This is a genomic window from Ramlibacter sp. (assembly GCA_019635435.1).
Classification (GTDB): domain Bacteria; phylum Pseudomonadota; class Gammaproteobacteria; order Burkholderiales; family Burkholderiaceae_C; genus JAHBZM01.
In genome coordinates, this window is record JAHBZM010000001.1 from 2,935,910 (window position 1) to 2,951,261 (window position 15,352).

Genomic DNA, 15,352 nt, shown 5'->3' on the forward strand with positions numbered 1-15,352 from the left:
AGCGCTATTTGACCCAAATCCGGGTCATTCCTTCCAGAGAAACAGCAGTTTGGTGCCAGCCAGCTCCAGCACGTCATGGTTGGACAGCAGCACCGGGTCGGCACCGATGGGCACATCGTTGAGCAGGGGCCGGGAGTCGCCATCCATGTGGGCCACATAGTAGCCATTGCGCCGGTGCGAGATCGCCACCACCGAGACCCCGGGCTTGCCGAAGGTGGTCACGGCCTTGACCACCGGCACCTCGATGCCGGCCGACGAGCCCGACAGCACCTGCAGGCTGGCATGCTTGACGCCGTCGCCGGGCCCGCCCGCCGGGTCGAGCTTCATCGCGGACGTCGCCGAGAAGTTGCTCGGCTGCTCCGATGCCGTGAGGTACAGGATGCGGAATTTGCCGATGGCAATCACGTCACCATCGGCCAGCTTGTGGGGGCCCACCACCTTGCGGTTGTTGACGAAGGTGCCGTTGGTGCTGTGCAGGTCCTGGACGCTCACGTCGGCCAGGCCATGCAGTTCAAAGGCACAGTGCTCGCCGCTGACCGCCAGGTTGTCCAGCACGATGTCGTTGCCCGGACGGCGGCCGAGCGTGGTGCGGTCCTTGGTCAGGTAGACGTGCTTGATCTCGACGCCTTCCACCGATGCAATGAGCTGTGGCATGGGATTTCCCGGCTGTGGTGACTTCAGGCCATGGTAGCCCGATGACCCGTGCCCGGCAAGGACACGCGGGCGCTGACAGAATCCGGGCTCCCATGAACACCTCTTCCCTGAGCCCCTGGCGCATCGCCGTGGCCGGCCTGCTGTCACTGGCCGTGGCCATGGGCATCGGCCGCTTTGCCTTCACCCCGCTGCTGCCCATGATGCTGGCCGATGGCGTCATCACCCTGCCCGCGGCCAGCTGGCTGGCCAGCGCCAATTACCTGGGCTACCTCGTGGGCGCGCTGTTGTGCACCTTCCAGCCCTGGCTGTGGCGCCGGCTCGGCCCGCTGCCCGCCGTCAACGGGCCAGCCATGGTGCGCGCCGGCCTGGCCGCCACCACGCTGCTCACGCTGGGCATGGCCTCACCCTGGGCGCCCGCGTGGCCGCTGCTGCGCTTTGCGGCCGGCGTGGCCAGCGCGCTGGTATTCGTCTACACCTCGGGCTGGTGCCTGGGCCAGCTTTCGCGCCTGGGCCTGCCGGCCATGGGCGCCATGATCTACACCGGCCCGGGCGGCGGCATCGTGCTCAGCGGCCTGGCCGCCAGCGGCATGGTGGCGCTGGGCGGTTCGGCGGCCACCGGCTGGCTGATCTTCGGCGCGCTGGCGGCCGCGCTCACCGCCGTGATCTGGCCGGTGTTCCGGCCCGACCGGGACCTTCCCGCCGCGCCCCCCGCCGCCGCCGGCACCGGCAGCACCGGGCCCCGGCGTGACGGCGCTGAAATTGCCCTGCTCACGCTGGCCTATGGCCTGGCGGGCTTCGGCTACATCATCACCGCCACCTTCCTGCCCGTGATCGCGCGCCAGGCCCTGCCCGGCTCGCCCTGGCTCGACCTGTTCTGGCCGATCTTTGGCGCCGGCGTGGTGGCGGGCGCGGTCATCGCCTCGCGCATCCGGCGCAGCGGCGACCTGCGGTGGATGCTGGTGGGCTGCTACCTGGTCCAGGCGCTGGGCATCGCGGTGGGCGTGTGGAGCCCCAGCCTGGCCGGCTTCGCGCTGGGCAGCCTGCTGCTGGGCCTGCCGTTCACGGCCATCACCTTCTTTGCCATGCAGGAAGTGCGGCGCCTGCGGCCCGAGGCGCCTTCCAGCCTCATGGGCCTTTTGACCGCCATGTACGGCGTGGGCCAGATCGTCGGGCCACCGCTGGCCGCCGCGCTGCTGGCGCGCAGTGCCTCGCCGGGCCAGGGCTTCACGCTGTCGCTGGAGATCGCGGCGGCGACGCTGGTGGCCGGGGCCCTGCTGTTCGGCGCCATGACGCGGCTGTATCCCGTGACCGGCGGGGCAGCCGGTACCATGCGTTGATGCAACGTACCGTGCCGTCCCGCGAGGACATCGCCCTGCTACCCGCTTTCGACCGGCTGGGCCTGGCGCAGATCCGGCTCGCCAGCACCGAGGCCCAGGCCGAGCAGGCCCGCGCCGAACTGCTGCGCGCCAGCGCCTGGGGTTTCGACACCGAGTCCAAGCCCACCTTCCGCAAGGACGAGGTGTCCGAGGGCCCGCATGTGGTGCAACTGGCCACGCGCGAGCGGGCCTGGGTGTTCCAGCTGCATGACCTGCCCTGCCGCCGCGTGGTGGCCGCGCTGCTCGCCACCCCGGGCATCGTCAAGGCCGGCTTCGGGCTGGGCGATGACAACAAGCGCATTCTCGGCAAGCTCGGCGTGGCGGCCGTGGACGTGCTGGACCTCAACACCGTGTTTCGCCAGGACGGCTGGCGCAAGGACATGGGCGTGAAGGGCGCGGTGGCCGTGCTGTTCAACCAGCGCTTCATCAAGTCCAAGAAGGCCGGCACCTCCAACTGGGCCAACCCCCGGCTGACCGAGGCGCAACTGGTCTACGCCGCCAACGACGCCTATGCAGCGCTGCGCGTGTACGACGCGCTGGGCCTGGGCCGGCCGGCGCCAGCCTGAGCGGCTCAGCCGCCCACGGCCTTCAGGTCGAGCGTGTGCGAATGGCCCAGCCACAGCGCGCAGTCGCGGTGGTCGCGCAGCTCGTCGCCGGTGTTGGGGTGCAGGAACACGTCCAGCGCCCCGTGGTTCAGCGCGAGCCAGCCCGCCACCGGCGCAAACTGGGCGGCCTCAAACGCCAGCTGATAGCTCCACATGGGGTGCGGGCCCACGGGCTTTTCGTGAAAGCGCCCCATCTGGATGCGCTCACCGAGCTCGGCCTGGATGACTTCGCGCAGGGTCCAGGCGGCATCGCGCGAGGCGGCGTCAAAGTACACATGGGCGTGCCAGCTGGCGATCAGGGCGGGGTTCAGGTTGCTCATGGCGCAGATTGTGGCAAATGCGCCCGCACCCAGCGCACGATGTCGGTCTGCCCCATGGCACCGGCCTGGCGTGCAACTTCGCGCCCGCCCGAGAACAGCGCCAGCGTGGGAATGCTGCGGATGCTGAAGCGGGCCCCCAGCGCCGTGGCCTCTTCGGTGTTGACCTTGGCCACCCGCACCCGCGGCTCCAGCTGGGCCGCCGCCTGCTCGTAGGCCGGCGCCATCATGCGGCAGGGTCCGCACCAGGGCGCCCAGAAGTCCACCAGCAAGGGGATCTGGCTGCGCGTGAGGTGGCGCTCGAATGCCGCCTCGTTGAGCGCCACCGGGTGGCCGTCAAACAGCGGCTTCTTGCACTGGCCACAGTCGGGCGCGGCGCCCAGCTGGTCGGCGCGGACCCGGTTGGTGGTGTGGCAGTGCGGGCAGATGATGTGCAGCGATTCACTCATGACCTGCATCTTGAGGCCACGAGGCGGTTTTGCAAGCGGGGGCGCTGCCGCGCAGCGGGACCGGCTTGATACACATCAACCACAGCGCCGGCGATCGGGCGCATCATGGGGCCTGACATTCTCAGGAGGTAACACCATGTTCAAGCACATTCTTCTGGCCACCGATGGCTCGCCGGCATCCGAGCACGCTGCGGGGCTGGCGGTGGAACTGGCCAGCGTGCACGGCGCGCGGCTGACCGCCCTGTACGTGATTGACCCCTACCCTTACCTGGGCATTGGCGAAGCCAACCCGGTCGGGTTCCAGGCTTACACCGCAGCCGCGATGGAACACGCCTCGCAGGCCCATGCAGCCATCGCCGCGCGCTGTGAAAAGAGCAACCCGCCAGTCAAGCTCGAGGTGCGCGTGGCCCAGGACGTGGGCGCCGCGGCCGGCATCGTGCAGACCGCCAGCGAGCAAAAGGCCGACCTTGTGGTGGTGGGCTCCCATGGCCGCACCGGCATCGCGCGGCTGATGCTGGGCAGCGTGGCCGCCCGGGTGGTGGCGGAGTCGCCAGTGCCGGTGCTGATCGCGCGCTGAGCGACGCGCCGGCCCAGCTCCCTTCCCTGTTAGCGCCCTGTTAGCGCCCGACCCAGCCGCCGCAGACCGGGAACACCTGGCCCACAAAGCAGTTGGCGGCCGCGCTGCACAGGTAGGCCGCAAAGCGCGCGTCTTCCTCGGGCGCCACCAGCCGGCCCAGCGGCACCTCGCGCCGCAGGCGCTCCTGGAAGGCCGGGTTGGCCTGGACCTCGGCCGGGAAGTAGGTGGGGTTGTCCACAAAGTTCTGCGCAATGGCATTGACCTGCACCTGGTGCGGTGCCATCTCCACGCCCACGGCCTGGGTCCAGGCCAGTTGCGCGCCGCGCGCGGCGCTGTAGGTCGAGGTGCGTTTCATGCCGCGCAGGGCCGAGGCGCTGCCCATCACGAGGATCTTGCCCGAGCGGCGCCCGATCATCTGCGGCAGCACCGCGCGCGCCAGCCGCGGCAACGGGTCCACCAGATGGGCAAAGGTGTGCCGCCATTCGTCATCGCCCACCTCGGTCGCCCGGGTCGAGGGCGCCGGCACCGCGAGGTTGGCAATCAGCACGTCCACGCGCCCGGCCTGCCGCACCAGCTCCTCGGGCAACGCCGGGTCGGCCAGCGGCCGCAGGTCGGCGATCACCTCGGCGCCCTCGGCCGCCAGCGTGTCGCACAGGGTGGCGCCCATGAAGGCATCGGCCTGGGTCACCAGCACCCGAAGGCCGGCCAGCAGGGGCTGGCTCATGCGGGCTTGACGGTCGCGGCCTTGCGGTCGGCCACCACCTTCTGGGCCGAGGCGCGCTCGCCCACGAGCTTGATATAGGGCTTGTAGTCCACCCCCGCGGCCAGCAGCAGGTCTTCGCCATACACGGCCTTGGTGGCCATGCCCACCAGCGGCAGATGGGCGAAGGCCGAGCAGTCGGCCTGGCTCAGGCTGTCGCCGGCCACATAGGGGGCAAAGCGCGCCAGCCGCTTGAACGCCGCGATGTTCTTCTGCAGCTGCTTGTGCACGCGGGCCTTGCTGCCATCGCTGATCGAGCCGCCAAAGAAGGCCTGCGGGTACAACTCGCGCGCGACCAGCTCGAGGTGCAGGTCTATGAAGATCGTGAGCTCACGCACCTTGGCGGCGGCGAACGGGTCGGCCGGCAGCAGGGCCGGCGCGGGCTGCAGGGCCTCCACGTATTCGAGCATGGCCTGGCTTTCGCACAGCCCGCCGTGCGGGGTGCGCAGGAATGGGATCTTGGCCAGCGGCGAGTCGCGCAGCACCTCTTCGTCGGTGCGGTAGGTCTCCACCTTCTCTTCGGTGAAAGGCAGGCCCTTCTCGAGCAGGGCCAGCTTGACCTTGTTGTAGTAGTTGGAAATGGGCGAGCCGCAGAGGGTAAGGGTCATCGATGTCTCCTGTGAACCCGTGCAGTTTAGGGGGCCGTCCGCGCCGGCGCAGCCACGCGGGGGACAGCGTTCCCCAGGGTCAGGCTGTGGGCCGCTTCACGGGCCGCGCGGCGCGCCCGGCGCCGACGCGGGCAGGTCGTCGTAATAGTGAAAGGCGTGGCAGCTCCCCGCCCAGTGGACGTTGGTGGCCTGGCGCGTGCCCACGCCCACCAGGCGGCGGCCCGCGGCCCGCATCTTCTGCGCGAGCGGCATGAAGTCGCTGTCACCGCCCACCACCACCACCGTGCCGATGTGGGCCTGCCGGCCAGTGTCTTCCATGGCATCGAGGCACAGGCGGATATCAGCGCCATTCTTGGCGGTGCCACCCGGCGGAAACATCTGAACGAGGTCGATCGCGTGCTGCAGCAGCACCTCGCGGTAGCGGCCAAAGTACTGCCAGTTGCAATACGCGCGGTGAATGGCCAGCGGGCCATAGCCCAGGGCCAGGGCCACCACGGCCGCCACGTCCACCAGCGGCTCCTGCACGCGGAAACGGTTGTCGGGCTGCTTGTAGGCGCCTTCCTGGCGCGCCTCGCACAGGCTGGCGTGCAGGTTCTCGAAGTCCCAGTACAGGGCAACCGCGGGGCGGTCCGGCAGGGGTGGCGAGGTGTTGGTGGTCATGGGATAGCCCGGATGCTACTTGACCCGGCGCCCGCCACCGCTCAGAAGCGCCGGCTCAGCCCCACGCTGAAGCCATGCGGCAGCAGCTTCACGCTCCAGGCCTCGTCGCGGCCCTGGGCGTACAGGCCCGTGGCCACCCCCAGCGCCATGCCAGCCAGCACATCGGTCTGCCAGTGCGCCTGGTTCTTGAGCCGCGCCACGCCGCTGTACAGCGGCAGCGCCGCCAGGGCCCAGACGGCCGGGTGGTCGTCGTGGTACTCGGCAATGAACGGCGTGACGATGGCCGTGATGTGGGTCACCTCGCCACTGGGGAAGCTGTGCCCGCCCGGGGAACCGCCCCAGGCATTGGGGTCGTTCCCGTCCCGGGGGCGCTGGCGGCGCAGCGTGGACTTGCCCAGCAGGGCCACGGCATCGGCCATGACCATGGCGTCAGTGGCCTTGAAAAAAGTGCGCCCCAGCCGGGTGTCGCTGCCCTCCCAGAGGGCGCCGCCCAGCACCACCAGTGCCGATCCGTACTTGAGCGTGTTCTGCTTGCCCGGCGACCAGATGCCGCTGTCGTCGCGGTTCAGCCGGTGGTCCAGGCCCAGCGGCCCGCCGGCCAGCGCCAGGCCGCCCGTGCTGCCCAGCGCGAGGGCCAGCAGGCCGCGGGCCAGCGTGCGTGAAGGGGTGAAAGTCATCGCCCGAGCCTCGCCCGCCGGGCTTAAGAGAGCCTTATCGCGCCGCGGCCGGGTACAGGCTTGGTAGAGGCTTGGTGCAGGCTTGGTACAGTCGGGCACTCTCCACAACACACAGGCGACGCCATGGCGCGACCGAACGTATGGGCCGGCAAGGTGCTGGCGCTCATCCAGGGCGGCAACGCCGCGGCCGCCATCGCGCAGATCAAGGTCGCCCCCAGCGTCAAGGACCTCCAGGCGCTGCACGCGGCCATGGCCGCCGCGAAGCTGGGCGGCCGCTGGCGCGACGTGGACGCGGCCATTGAAGACAACCTGGCGCTGCTGTCGGCTCCGCGCCTGCACCGGTCCCCCTGACATGAGTTTTGAATCGCTGGGCCTGCAGCCCGCCCTCGCGCGCGCGGCGGCCGACCTGGGCCTGCACACCCCCACCCCCATCCAGGCCCAGGCCATCCCGGCCATCCTGCGCGGCGCCGACCTGCAGGGCCAGGCCCAGACCGGCTCGGGCAAGACGGCGGCCTTTGCGCTGCCCCTGCTGCAATGGCTGCAGCAGACGCCGCCCCAGCAGCCCCGCCGCACGGCCGCGCTGGTGCTGGTGCCCACGCGCGAGCTGGCGGCCCAGGTGGGCGAAGTCGTGCGCAGCCTGGCCGTTCATCTGGCGCACCGGCCCAAGGTGGCCGTGCTGTTCGGCGGCGTGTCCATCAACCCGCAGATGATGGGCCTGCGCGGCGGCGCCGAGGTAGTGGTGGCCACGCCGGGCCGCCTGCTCGATCTGGTGGACCACAACGCACTCAGGCTGGGCAGCGTGGGCCTGCTGGTGCTGGACGAGGCCGACCGCTTGCTGGACCTCGGCTTTGCCGACGAACTGGGGCGGGTGCTGGCCCTGCTGCCCGCGCGGCGCCAGAACCTGTTCTTTTCTGCCACCTTTCCGCCCGCGGTCCAGGCGCTGGCAAGCGCGCTGCTGCGTGAACCGGTGCGCGTGGAAGTGGCGGCCGGGCCCGGCCATGAGCCGGCCATCGCCCAGCAAGCCATTGCGGTGGACGCGAGCCGCCGCACCCAGCTGCTGCGGCACCTGGTCAAGCAGCAGGGCTGGCAGCGCGCGCTGGTGTTCGTGGCCACCAAGCACGCGGCCAACATCGTTGCGGAAAAACTCTACAAGGCCGGCGTTTATGCCACCGCCTTTCATGGCGACCTGAGCCAGGGCGCGCGAAAGCAGGTGCTGGACGAGTTCAAGGCCGAGCGCTGGGAGGTGGTGGTGACCACCGACCTCGCGGCCCGCGGCATCGACATCGCGCAACTGCCGGTGGTGGTCAACTACGACCTGCCCCGCTCGGCCGTGGACTATGTGCACCGCATCGGCCGCACGGGCCGCGCGGGCGAGACCGGCCTGGCGGTCAGCTTTGTCAGCGCCGGCACCGAGGCCCACTTCCGGTTGATCGAAAAACGCCAGGGCCTGAGCCTGCCGCGTGAACAGGTGCCGGGTTTTGAGCCGGCTGAGCTGCCCGTGACCGAAGCGGCAGGCGAGACGACCCACCCGGCCGCGCCCGGCAATGGCGGCATCAAGGGCAAGCGCCCGAGCAAGAAGGACAAGCTGCGCGCGGCGGCCGCAGCGGCAGCGGCAGGTAAGGACCAGGGCGGCTGAGTTCGCTCAGTCCTGCGTGGTGAGATCGCCAGCCGCGCCTTCAGCAGCAGCTTCGCCGGGCGCACGGGCCTTGCGCTTCGCCGCGCGGGCCAGGATTTCAACGTAGGCCGTGGCGGCGCCTTCACGCGCCGCGCCATCGAGCAGGCCAATGAGCGTGGCCAGGTGCGCGGGAACGGCATCGTCCGCCGTGGCGCCAAACCGGCAGTCAAAGTCCCAATAGTCCATGCCTTCGGGCAAGGCGCGACGGCGCTCGCGCTTGAGGTATTTGCGGATCTCGTGCTTGACGGCGTCCAGGACGCGGTCAGGGTTCTTGCCCTCGGGGCGAAGCGGGAAAGTTTTTCTCATGGGCGATGGTACCGCGCCGATCCCTGCGCCGCCCCAAGGCGCGAAAGCCCCCCGGGGGCAGCGACCCACGCGAAGCGGGGGAGCGTGGGGGCTCTAGGAACCCGTCGGGCCGCCCAGCAGGCGCTGCAGTTCGCCGCTGGCGATCAGCGCCTTGAGGTCGGTCGCGCCGCCCACCAGGGTGCCCTTGACGAACACCATGGGAAAGGTCGGCCAGCCAGTCCACATCTTCAGGGCGTTGCGCTCGCGCCAGGTGTTCAGGTAGTTGCCATATTCCAGATAGCGGTAAGGCACGCCGGCGTCGTCCAGCGCCTTGCGGGCCTGGCGCGGAAACGGGTTGATGCCCATGCCCACCACCACCACGTCGGTGCTGCCCACGGCGTCCATCACCTCCTGCACGATGGCCTGCTGGTGGCCCGCGATCTTGCTGCGGATGGCGGGGTGGATCTGGGCTTCGTCAAGAATCGGGCGTGGCATGGGGGCTCCTCAGGCTCGGGAGCGCTCACGGTAGCACAGGCCCGGCGCGGGGCCGGCGGCGACCGACCCCGTTGCAGGGCCATCGCATCGGGCCGATACTTTGGCGATGCCTGACCCAGCAGACCCCACCACCCCCACCCCCTCCCCCGCCGACCGGCCGCGCACCCCGCGCCTGGAGAAATGGCTAATGGCGCTGGTGGTGCTGGCCATTGCCGTGCTGGCCGTGCGGGGCGTGCGCTCGGGGCCCGAGCCCGCCGTGCTGCTGCCCCCGCCGGCCCTGGACATCGCCGCCAGCGAAAGCACAAGCCCCCAGACCCTGGTGCTGGCCGGTGGCTGCTTCTGGGGCGTGCAGGCCGTGTTCCAGCACACGCGCGGCGTGCTCAATGCGGTGTCGGGTTACGCCGGTGGCACGCAGGCCAGCGCCAATTACGAGGAGGTCAGCAGCGGGCGCAGCGGCCACGCCGAGGCGGTGCAGATCACCTACGACCCCAGACAGGTGTCACTGGGGCAGTTGCTGCAGGTGTATTTCTCGGTCGCGCATGACCCGACGCAGCGCGACCGCCAGGGCCCCGACATCGGCAGCCAGTACCGCTCGGCCATTTTCTACGGCGATGCGCGCCAGCTGGAAGTCGCCCAGCGCTACATCGCCCAGCTGGACCAGGCCAGGGTGTTTGGCAGCGGCATTGCCACGGAACTGGCGGCGCTCAAGGGCTTCTACCCGGCCGAAGCGCACCACCAGGACTACGCGACCAACTTCCCCTCGGTGCCCTACATCGCCACCTTCGACCGGCCCAAGATCAATCACCTGAAGCAGGCGTTTCCGGCGCTGTACCGCGAGACGCCGGTGCTGGTGGCCCGGGCTGGTCCAGCAGCGGGAAGTTGAGCAGCCGCGTGGCGATCACGGTTTCGGTCAGGAAGCACAGCAGCGCCAACAGGAAACACGCCACGCCCGAGAGGAAGCCGCCGATGGCCCAGCGGCTGCTCTGGAAGGCCGTGGTCTCGCCCAGAAACAGCAGGATGATGGTCAGCCCGATCAGGAAGGCGCAGGTGGTCAGCAGCGCGATGCAGCCGTTGGCCAGCCGGCCGCGCAGTCGCAGTTCGCCCAGCTCCACGGCGGCGCGCGCCAGCTGCCCGGGGTCGGCGGCGGCGCGGGCCCGGTCTTCCACCAGGCGCGCGCGGTCGATGATGCGGGCCAGCCGTCCGGCGACCGCGCCGATCATGCCCGACACCGCGGTGAGCAGGAACACGGGCGCGACGGCCAGCTGGATGCCGTGGGTGATGGTGTCGGAGTCGAGCGGAAAAGCCATGGTCAAGCGGATCAAAGTCCGGATTTTGCTACATTTTCAATAGCGCACAGTGGCCGCCCCGTCTGGACTTCAGGCACTTTTGTCATCGAATTGGGCCTGAACCGGCGCCCGGGCCTCTGGCTGGCGGCTGAAACACCACGGGCTCCTTGCCCACGGGCCGCACCACCACCGAATTGGCCATCTTGTCGTGCCAGCCCTGCTTGCGCCGGTCAAACGCGATCCACAGATAGCCCAGGCCCAGCGCCAGGAACGACACGATGTAGCCCACATAGCGGATGCACGATTGCGTGGGGGTCAGCGGCGCGCCGGTGTCGGCGTCGACGATGCGCGCCGAAATCGCCATCTTGCCGGGCGTGGCCCCCAGGTAGACCCAGAAGCCGATCACCAGCACCGCCGGCAGCACCAGGTTGATCAGCAGGTCGGCCGTGCCCTGGAAACCCACGCCCGTGGGCGACGACAGCCGGCCGTAGATCAGCCAGGTCAGCGGCAGCGTCACCAGCAACTGCAGGACGATGTCGATCAGCGACGCGCCCAGCCGGGGCCAGAAGCCGACGTATTCGAGGTGGGAATCCTGCATGGTGTGGGCCTTCGGTGTCTGATGATCAGTGGCCGGCCCGCGCCGCGGCCCCGCCGCCCACGGCCCGCCGCACCACGCCGCCAATGGTCAGGCCCTGGCCCAGGATGGAGAACACCACGATGCAGTAGGTCAGTGCCACGATCAGGTCGCGCGCCGGCCCGGCCGGCAGCGACAATGCCAGCGCCACCGAGATGCCGCCGCGCAGGCCGCCCCAGGTCAGCACCCGCGCCGCGCCCTTGGGCAGGTGAAAGAACTTCTTCAGCAGCGTGACCGGCAGGCCCACGGTGAGCCCGCGCGCCAGCAGCGTGATGACCAGGGCCAGGCCGGCCGCGGCCAGCACGCTGGCCGAGAACGCCACTACCAGCACCTCCATGCCGATCAGCACGAACAGCACGGCGTTGAGGATTTCGTCCAGCAGCTCCCAGAACATGTCGATGTAGCGGCGCGTGGTGTCGGACATGGCCAGCGCCCGGCCGTGGTTGCCGATCATCAGCCCGGCCACCACCATGGCCAGCGGACCCGACACATGCAGCCGGGTGGCCAGCGCGTAACCGCCCATCACGGCGGCCAGCGTGATCAGCACCTCGACCTGGTAGTTGTCCACGCTGCGCAGCAGCCGGAAGGTGATGTAGCCCAGCACCAGCCCGTACAGCAGGCCGCCACCGGCCTCGTGCGCCAGCAGCTGCGCGCCGTGGCCCCAGGTGGGTGTCTCGCCCGTGGCCAGCATGCCCAGCAGCAGCGAGAAGATGACGACGCCCACGCCGTCGTTGAACAGCGATTCGCCGGCGATCACCAGCTCCAGGTCGCGCGGCGCACCCGCGGTCTTGAGGATGCCCATCACCGCGATCGGGTCGGTGGGTGAAATCAGCGCGCCGAACAGCAGGCAGTAGATCAGCGGCAGCTGCAACCCGGTCAGGGGCAGCAGCAGCCAGGTGCCCAGCCCCACCACCAGCGTGGAGACCGTGGTGGCCAGCACGGCAAGCGTGCCCACCTGCCAGCGCCAGGCGCGCAGCTCGCTCAAATCCACATGCAGCGCGCCGGCGAACAGCAGGAGCGACAGCATGCCCTGCATCAGCACGTCGGAAAAATCGATGGAGCGCAGCAGCGACTCTTCGTACTGGCGCAGCCCGAAATCAATGCCCGCCAGATCCAGCCCGATCAGGGCCAGCGACATCAGCAGCGCCGCGGCCATGACCCCGATGGTGGTGGGCAGGCCCACGAAGCGGTGGTTCAGGTAGGCCAGGACGGCGGTGACAACCAGGCAGGTGGCAACAATGTCAAGCATGGGGCGCGGGCAGTCTCGGGTGGCTCGGACGCCAAGGGTAACGCACCTGCATGACGCGCGGGGCAAGGGCGCCGGCGGCCAAAGCCGGCGGCGGCCTCAGTCGAGCAGGGAGGCCTCGAGCGCGGACTGCAGCGTCACGGCCACGGCGGCGATCTCCTGGGCCTTGTCCTGCCCGTTGATGATGCGCCGCGCGCCCAGGTAGTCGCAGGTGGTGGCGTTGATGTAGCCGGCCAGCTTGCGGCCCGTGAACATGCCCGCGCGCATGCCCAGCGACATGATGCGGTAGGCGTTGAGCGGCTCCAGCACCAGCGCGGGCTGGGTCACAAAGGCCGTGCCCAGGCCCAGCGCGGCGCTCAGGCGGGTGTAATTGGCGCGGCCCGTGATCTGCACGTAGCCGCGTCCCTTGAAGCGCAGGCCGTCGCCCGTCTGGGTGTTGCCCAGCCGCACGCTGAGCGCAGTGGGCCGTTCATATTTGGCGAAGTACGAGTCGGCGCCGTACTCGGTCACCGGGTGGAAGGTGTTGGCGCATTCATGCTTGACCGTGGCCAGCATGTAGGCCACCCAGCGCAGGTCGGTGATGTCGGGGTCGAGCTGGACGCTGGCCAGCAGCGCGTCCAGCCCCTGGTACTGCGAGGCCGTGAGCGGCGCGATGGCGGACTCGTAGCGGGCCGCGAAGGCCTGGTGGTCGAAATACATGGTGCCGGCCTCGTGCTCAGGGGGCCGCCATCCGGTACACATCGACCATGGCATTGGAGCCACTGACCAGCATCACGCCCGACCAGACCAGGGTGCCGCCCGCCGGTGCCGCCGTGCCACCCGCCTGCAGCTTGAGCGCCGCCGGAATGGCGCCAGCCTCTTCAAAGGTCACCAGGTTGGTGATGGTGCCATCGACCGCGGTGAGCTGGCTGCGCTGGAACTCGCTGGCCAGCGCCTCCTCGCCGCGCAGGGCGTTCTGGATCTTGGCCAGCGTGTTGCTGCCGCTGACGGTCATGTGGTATGTGGACATGAAAGGCCTCCTGGGTCACAGCTTGCTTCTGATTTCCTTGGCCAGATCGGGCCGGGCGCGCAGCACGCGCCTGAAGTTGTCGCCCAGCGAGGCCCTGGCCTGCTCGACCGTGCCCTGTGGCAGACCCTCCAGCCCCAGCAGCTTGAGCAGCTTCTGGTTCTGCGCGAGGTCGCCGCTCTTGATGGCGGCAAGAACGGCGTTGGTCACCGCGGCGCGGTCGTCGATCTGGGCATCGGTCAGCGCGGGCGCCTCGCCCAGCGATGTCAGCGCCTGATCGGCGCGGGCCTCGCGCGCCGAGGCACTCGCATGCACGGCCGCCACGGCCGCGTTGAGCGTGCCGGCGGCGTAGTAGGCATGGGTGTCGGCCACCGCCTGCGTGAAGCTGTAGTCTTCCAGCGGCTTCTTCACGCCCTCCAGGATCTGCAGCAGCACCTCCTTGCGCTGCGCGTTCATGGTGGCCACCAGGGCCGAGGTGGTCTTTTCGTAAAAATAGTTCTTGTCCACCACGGCCCGCGAGCCCGAAACGCCCGCCGCCATGGCCGCGAGGTTGGTCTTGGCCCGCGCGCCCAGGGCCGTGGTGCCCAGCAGGTTCAGGCCCAGCACCAGCATCTCCGAGGCGGTGTCGATCTGCTGCTTGTCGGCGGTCAGGTCGCTGATGAACTGGATGTAGGCCAGATTGGCCATGGCCACGCGCGCATCGACAAAGGCGTTGCGCCGCGCCATGGTGGGCGTGCCCGCGTAGTAGGACGTGACCGAGGCCGTGGTGCTCAACGAGGCGCGCAGCGCGGTCATGTCGGCCTCGACGCTGTACGCCGGGTCGGGCGAGCCGCCATGGCGCAGGCTGGAGCAGCCCGTGAGCAGTGCGGCCGCGCCCAGCAAGGCCCAGACCATCCATCGTTTGACGATTTGCATCTTCCCTCCCCCTCCCCGCCCCGGCGGGCGCGATGGCCGCAATGTACGGGGGAAGATGGCGCCGCGCATCCCCTAAATTGGGGAGGCGGCCGGACCTCAGGCCGACGACTCGTCGCGCACGAAGACGATGCCGGGCTGCTTGAACTCGCGGTCGTAGCTGAGCAGGTGGGTCTGCTCGGTCACCTGGCCGGATTTTTCCCGGATGGTGGCGTGAACCTCGAACACCCCCCAGGTCCAGATCATCAGGCTGCAGTTGGGGTTGGCCGGCGTGCGTGCCACGCGGTGGACCGGCTCGCCAAAACTCGGGTGCAGGCGGTAGGTCACCGATTCAACAAAGGGCACGCGGCCGCCGGCCAGGTAAATCCAGACCTTGTAGTGGTCGCGCTTGCCGTCGGAGCGGTAGTGCACGGGCCGCTTCGCGCCGGCCGGGTAGACCAGCGCCGGGTCAACGGCCGAGTCAAGGACCGTGAAGTTGGAGATCGGGGCGGAGCTTTGCAAACGGGAACCTCAAGTGGCACAGGTCATGGACAGAAGGCCAATGTTAACCAGCCGGTGCGGGCGCTGGCGGCCCGTCGACCAGCGCGCTGGCCTCGTCGGGCGGACGGGCCACCGCGCGGATGCCGTCATCGGGCAGGTCCGGCTCGACCGGCGGCGCGACCACCGCCGCCGGCGGTGCGACCGGGGGCTGCGCCGCCGAGGCCGCGGCATCGTTGATGGCCTTGGACTCGCCAAAGTAGTAGCCGATGATCGAGCCCACCAGGCCACCCAGCGTGGCGGCCACGGCCTGCAGCGCTTCCTTGATCTCGTCAATGCTGCCCGAGGCCTGGTACAGCGCGTAGGCCAGCGCCAGGCCGAAGATCAGCACGATCAGCAGCGCCAGCAGGTGGCGGAAGTCATTGATGATCTTGGTGAGCGCCTCGGTCACGAGGTAGCGCAGGTTCTGGGTGGGGGCCTGGCGCGGCGCCTGCAGCGAACTCTTGAAGCGGCCCAGCCCGAAAACCCAGGCCAGCCACTGCACCACCGCCACGCCCGCCGCCAGGTAGGCCAGCAACAGCCAGGCGCCCGTGGCGTTGGCTTCGAAGACCTGAAAGATCGCCGTCATACCTCATCCTCCTTGAGGCCCTGCT

The 15,352-nt window shown here is 69.6% G+C and carries 23 protein-coding genes; 6 read left to right on the forward strand and 17 right to left on the reverse strand.

Going from position 1 to position 15,352, the window contains the following annotated elements:
- Positions 1-24: 24 nt before the first annotated feature.
- Positions 25-654 carry an FHA domain-containing protein gene (locus tag KF796_14160; protein ID MBX3587776.1) on the reverse strand — a complete coding sequence of 210 codons (630 nt, stop codon included), beginning with the start codon at positions 652-654 and terminating at the stop codon, positions 25-27.
- Positions 655-746: 92 nt separating this feature from the next.
- Here KF796_14160 and KF796_14165 point away from each other — a divergent pair, with 92 nt between their 5' ends.
- Both KF796_14165 and KF796_14170 read left to right on the forward strand, forming a co-directional pair.
- Complete coding sequence (locus KF796_14165; protein MBX3587777.1) at positions 747-1,991, forward strand: YbfB/YjiJ family MFS transporter; 1,245 nt, start codon at positions 747-749, stop codon at positions 1,989-1,991.
- On the forward strand, positions 1,991-2,596 hold the full coding sequence (locus KF796_14170; protein MBX3587778.1) for a 3'-5' exonuclease domain-containing protein 2: 606 nt from the start codon (positions 1,991-1,993) through the stop codon (positions 2,594-2,596). The genes KF796_14165 and KF796_14170 overlap by 1 nt, the downstream gene beginning before the upstream one ends.
- A 5-nt stretch (positions 2,597-2,601) precedes the next feature.
- Here the strand turns inward: KF796_14170 and KF796_14175 are convergent, their stop codons facing one another.
- Together KF796_14175 and trxC are read right to left on the reverse strand one after the other, a co-directional pair.
- On the reverse strand, positions 2,602-2,955 hold the full coding sequence (locus tag KF796_14175; GenBank protein MBX3587779.1) for a DOPA 4,5-dioxygenase family protein: 354 nt from the start codon (positions 2,953-2,955) through the stop codon (positions 2,602-2,604).
- Positions 2,952-3,401, reverse strand: coding sequence for a thioredoxin TrxC (gene trxC, locus KF796_14180; GenBank protein MBX3587780.1), 450 nt, complete (start codon positions 3,399-3,401; stop codon positions 2,952-2,954). Before trxC ends, KF796_14175 begins: the two co-directional genes overlap by 4 nt.
- A gap of 136 nt (positions 3,402-3,537) precedes the next feature.
- On the opposite strand from trxC, the gene KF796_14185 reads away from it, so the two are divergent.
- Positions 3,538-3,978 (forward strand): universal stress protein, encoded by a 441-nt coding sequence (locus KF796_14185; GenBank protein ID MBX3587781.1) that lies wholly within the window; start codon positions 3,538-3,540, stop codon positions 3,976-3,978.
- 40 nt (positions 3,979-4,018) lie between these two features.
- Here KF796_14185 and KF796_14190 read toward each other — a convergent pair whose 3' ends face one another.
- The 4 genes from KF796_14190 to KF796_14205 form a co-directional block, all read right to left on the reverse strand.
- Positions 4,019-4,702: an SDR family oxidoreductase gene (locus KF796_14190; GenBank protein ID MBX3587782.1), complete on the reverse strand. Its 684-nt coding sequence runs from the start codon at positions 4,700-4,702 to the stop codon at positions 4,019-4,021.
- Positions 4,699-5,346 carry a glutathione S-transferase gene (locus KF796_14195; GenBank protein MBX3587783.1) on the reverse strand — a complete coding sequence of 216 codons (648 nt, stop codon included), beginning with the start codon at positions 5,344-5,346 and terminating at the stop codon, positions 4,699-4,701. Before KF796_14195 ends, KF796_14190 begins: the two co-directional genes overlap by 4 nt.
- Positions 5,347-5,442: 96 nt before the next feature.
- The gene (locus tag KF796_14200) at positions 5,443-6,006 is read right to left on the reverse strand and encodes an NYN domain-containing protein (GenBank protein MBX3587784.1); all 564 of its coding nucleotides are present in this window, start codon (positions 6,004-6,006) and stop codon (positions 5,443-5,445) included.
- Positions 6,007-6,047: 41 nt separating this feature from the next.
- On the reverse strand, positions 6,048-6,683 hold the full coding sequence (locus KF796_14205) for a phosphatase PAP2 family protein (GenBank protein MBX3587785.1): 636 nt from the start codon (positions 6,681-6,683) through the stop codon (positions 6,048-6,050).
- Positions 6,684-6,806: 123 nt separating this feature from the next.
- Between KF796_14205 and KF796_14210 the strand changes: the two genes are divergently transcribed.
- Complete coding sequence (locus KF796_14210; protein ID MBX3587786.1) at positions 6,807-7,034, forward strand: hypothetical protein; 228 nt, start codon at positions 6,807-6,809, stop codon at positions 7,032-7,034.
- A gap of 1 nt (position 7,035) precedes the next feature.
- Complete coding sequence (locus tag KF796_14215; protein MBX3587787.1) at positions 7,036-8,319, forward strand: DEAD/DEAH box helicase; 1,284 nt, start codon at positions 7,036-7,038, stop codon at positions 8,317-8,319.
- A gap of 6 nt (positions 8,320-8,325) precedes the next feature.
- Here the strand turns inward: KF796_14215 and KF796_14220 are convergent, their stop codons facing one another.
- Both KF796_14220 and KF796_14225 read right to left on the reverse strand, forming a co-directional pair.
- The gene (locus tag KF796_14220; protein MBX3587788.1) at positions 8,326-8,664 is read right to left on the reverse strand and encodes a hypothetical protein; all 339 of its coding nucleotides are present in this window, start codon (positions 8,662-8,664) and stop codon (positions 8,326-8,328) included.
- A gap of 93 nt (positions 8,665-8,757) precedes the next feature.
- The gene (locus KF796_14225) at positions 8,758-9,138 is read right to left on the reverse strand and encodes a glutaredoxin (protein MBX3587789.1); all 381 of its coding nucleotides are present in this window, start codon (positions 9,136-9,138) and stop codon (positions 8,758-8,760) included.
- 187 nt (positions 9,139-9,325) lie between these two features.
- Between KF796_14225 and msrA the strand changes: the two genes are divergently transcribed.
- Entirely contained in the window at positions 9,326-10,021 is a 696-nt protein-coding gene (msrA, locus tag KF796_14230; GenBank protein ID MBX3587790.1) for a peptide-methionine (S)-S-oxide reductase MsrA, read from the forward strand.
- Here msrA and KF796_14235 read toward each other — a convergent pair.
- From KF796_14235 to KF796_14270, 8 genes are all read right to left on the reverse strand, one after another.
- Positions 9,936-10,445, reverse strand: a complete 510-nt coding sequence (locus KF796_14235; GenBank protein MBX3587791.1) for a DUF2721 domain-containing protein — start codon at positions 10,443-10,445, stop codon at positions 9,936-9,938. The genes msrA and KF796_14235 overlap by 86 nt on opposite strands.
- An 82-nt stretch (positions 10,446-10,527) precedes the next feature.
- A complete protein-coding gene (locus KF796_14240) occupies positions 10,528-11,022 on the reverse strand; it encodes an RDD family protein (protein MBX3587792.1) in 495 nt (164 codons plus the stop codon).
- 25 nt (positions 11,023-11,047) lie between these two features.
- Positions 11,048-12,307: a sodium:proton antiporter gene (locus KF796_14245; GenBank protein ID MBX3587793.1), complete on the reverse strand. Its 1,260-nt coding sequence runs from the start codon at positions 12,305-12,307 to the stop codon at positions 11,048-11,050.
- Positions 12,308-12,403: 96 nt separating this feature from the next.
- Complete coding sequence (locus tag KF796_14250; GenBank protein ID MBX3587794.1) at positions 12,404-13,003, reverse strand: hypothetical protein; 600 nt, start codon at positions 13,001-13,003, stop codon at positions 12,404-12,406.
- A gap of 16 nt (positions 13,004-13,019) precedes the next feature.
- Positions 13,020-13,313 carry a hypothetical protein gene (locus tag KF796_14255; protein MBX3587795.1) on the reverse strand — a complete coding sequence of 98 codons (294 nt, stop codon included), beginning with the start codon at positions 13,311-13,313 and terminating at the stop codon, positions 13,020-13,022.
- Between the two features lie 15 nt (positions 13,314-13,328).
- A complete protein-coding gene (locus KF796_14260; protein MBX3587796.1) occupies positions 13,329-14,225 on the reverse strand; it encodes a hypothetical protein in 897 nt (298 codons plus the stop codon).
- A 96-nt stretch (positions 14,226-14,321) separates the two neighbouring features.
- The gene (locus tag KF796_14265; protein MBX3587797.1) at positions 14,322-14,723 is read right to left on the reverse strand and encodes a hypothetical protein; all 402 of its coding nucleotides are present in this window, start codon (positions 14,721-14,723) and stop codon (positions 14,322-14,324) included.
- 43 nt (positions 14,724-14,766) lie between these two features.
- Positions 14,767-15,327, reverse strand: coding sequence for a hypothetical protein (locus tag KF796_14270; protein MBX3587798.1), 561 nt, complete (start codon positions 15,325-15,327; stop codon positions 14,767-14,769).
- Positions 15,328-15,352: the final 25 nt, after the last annotated feature.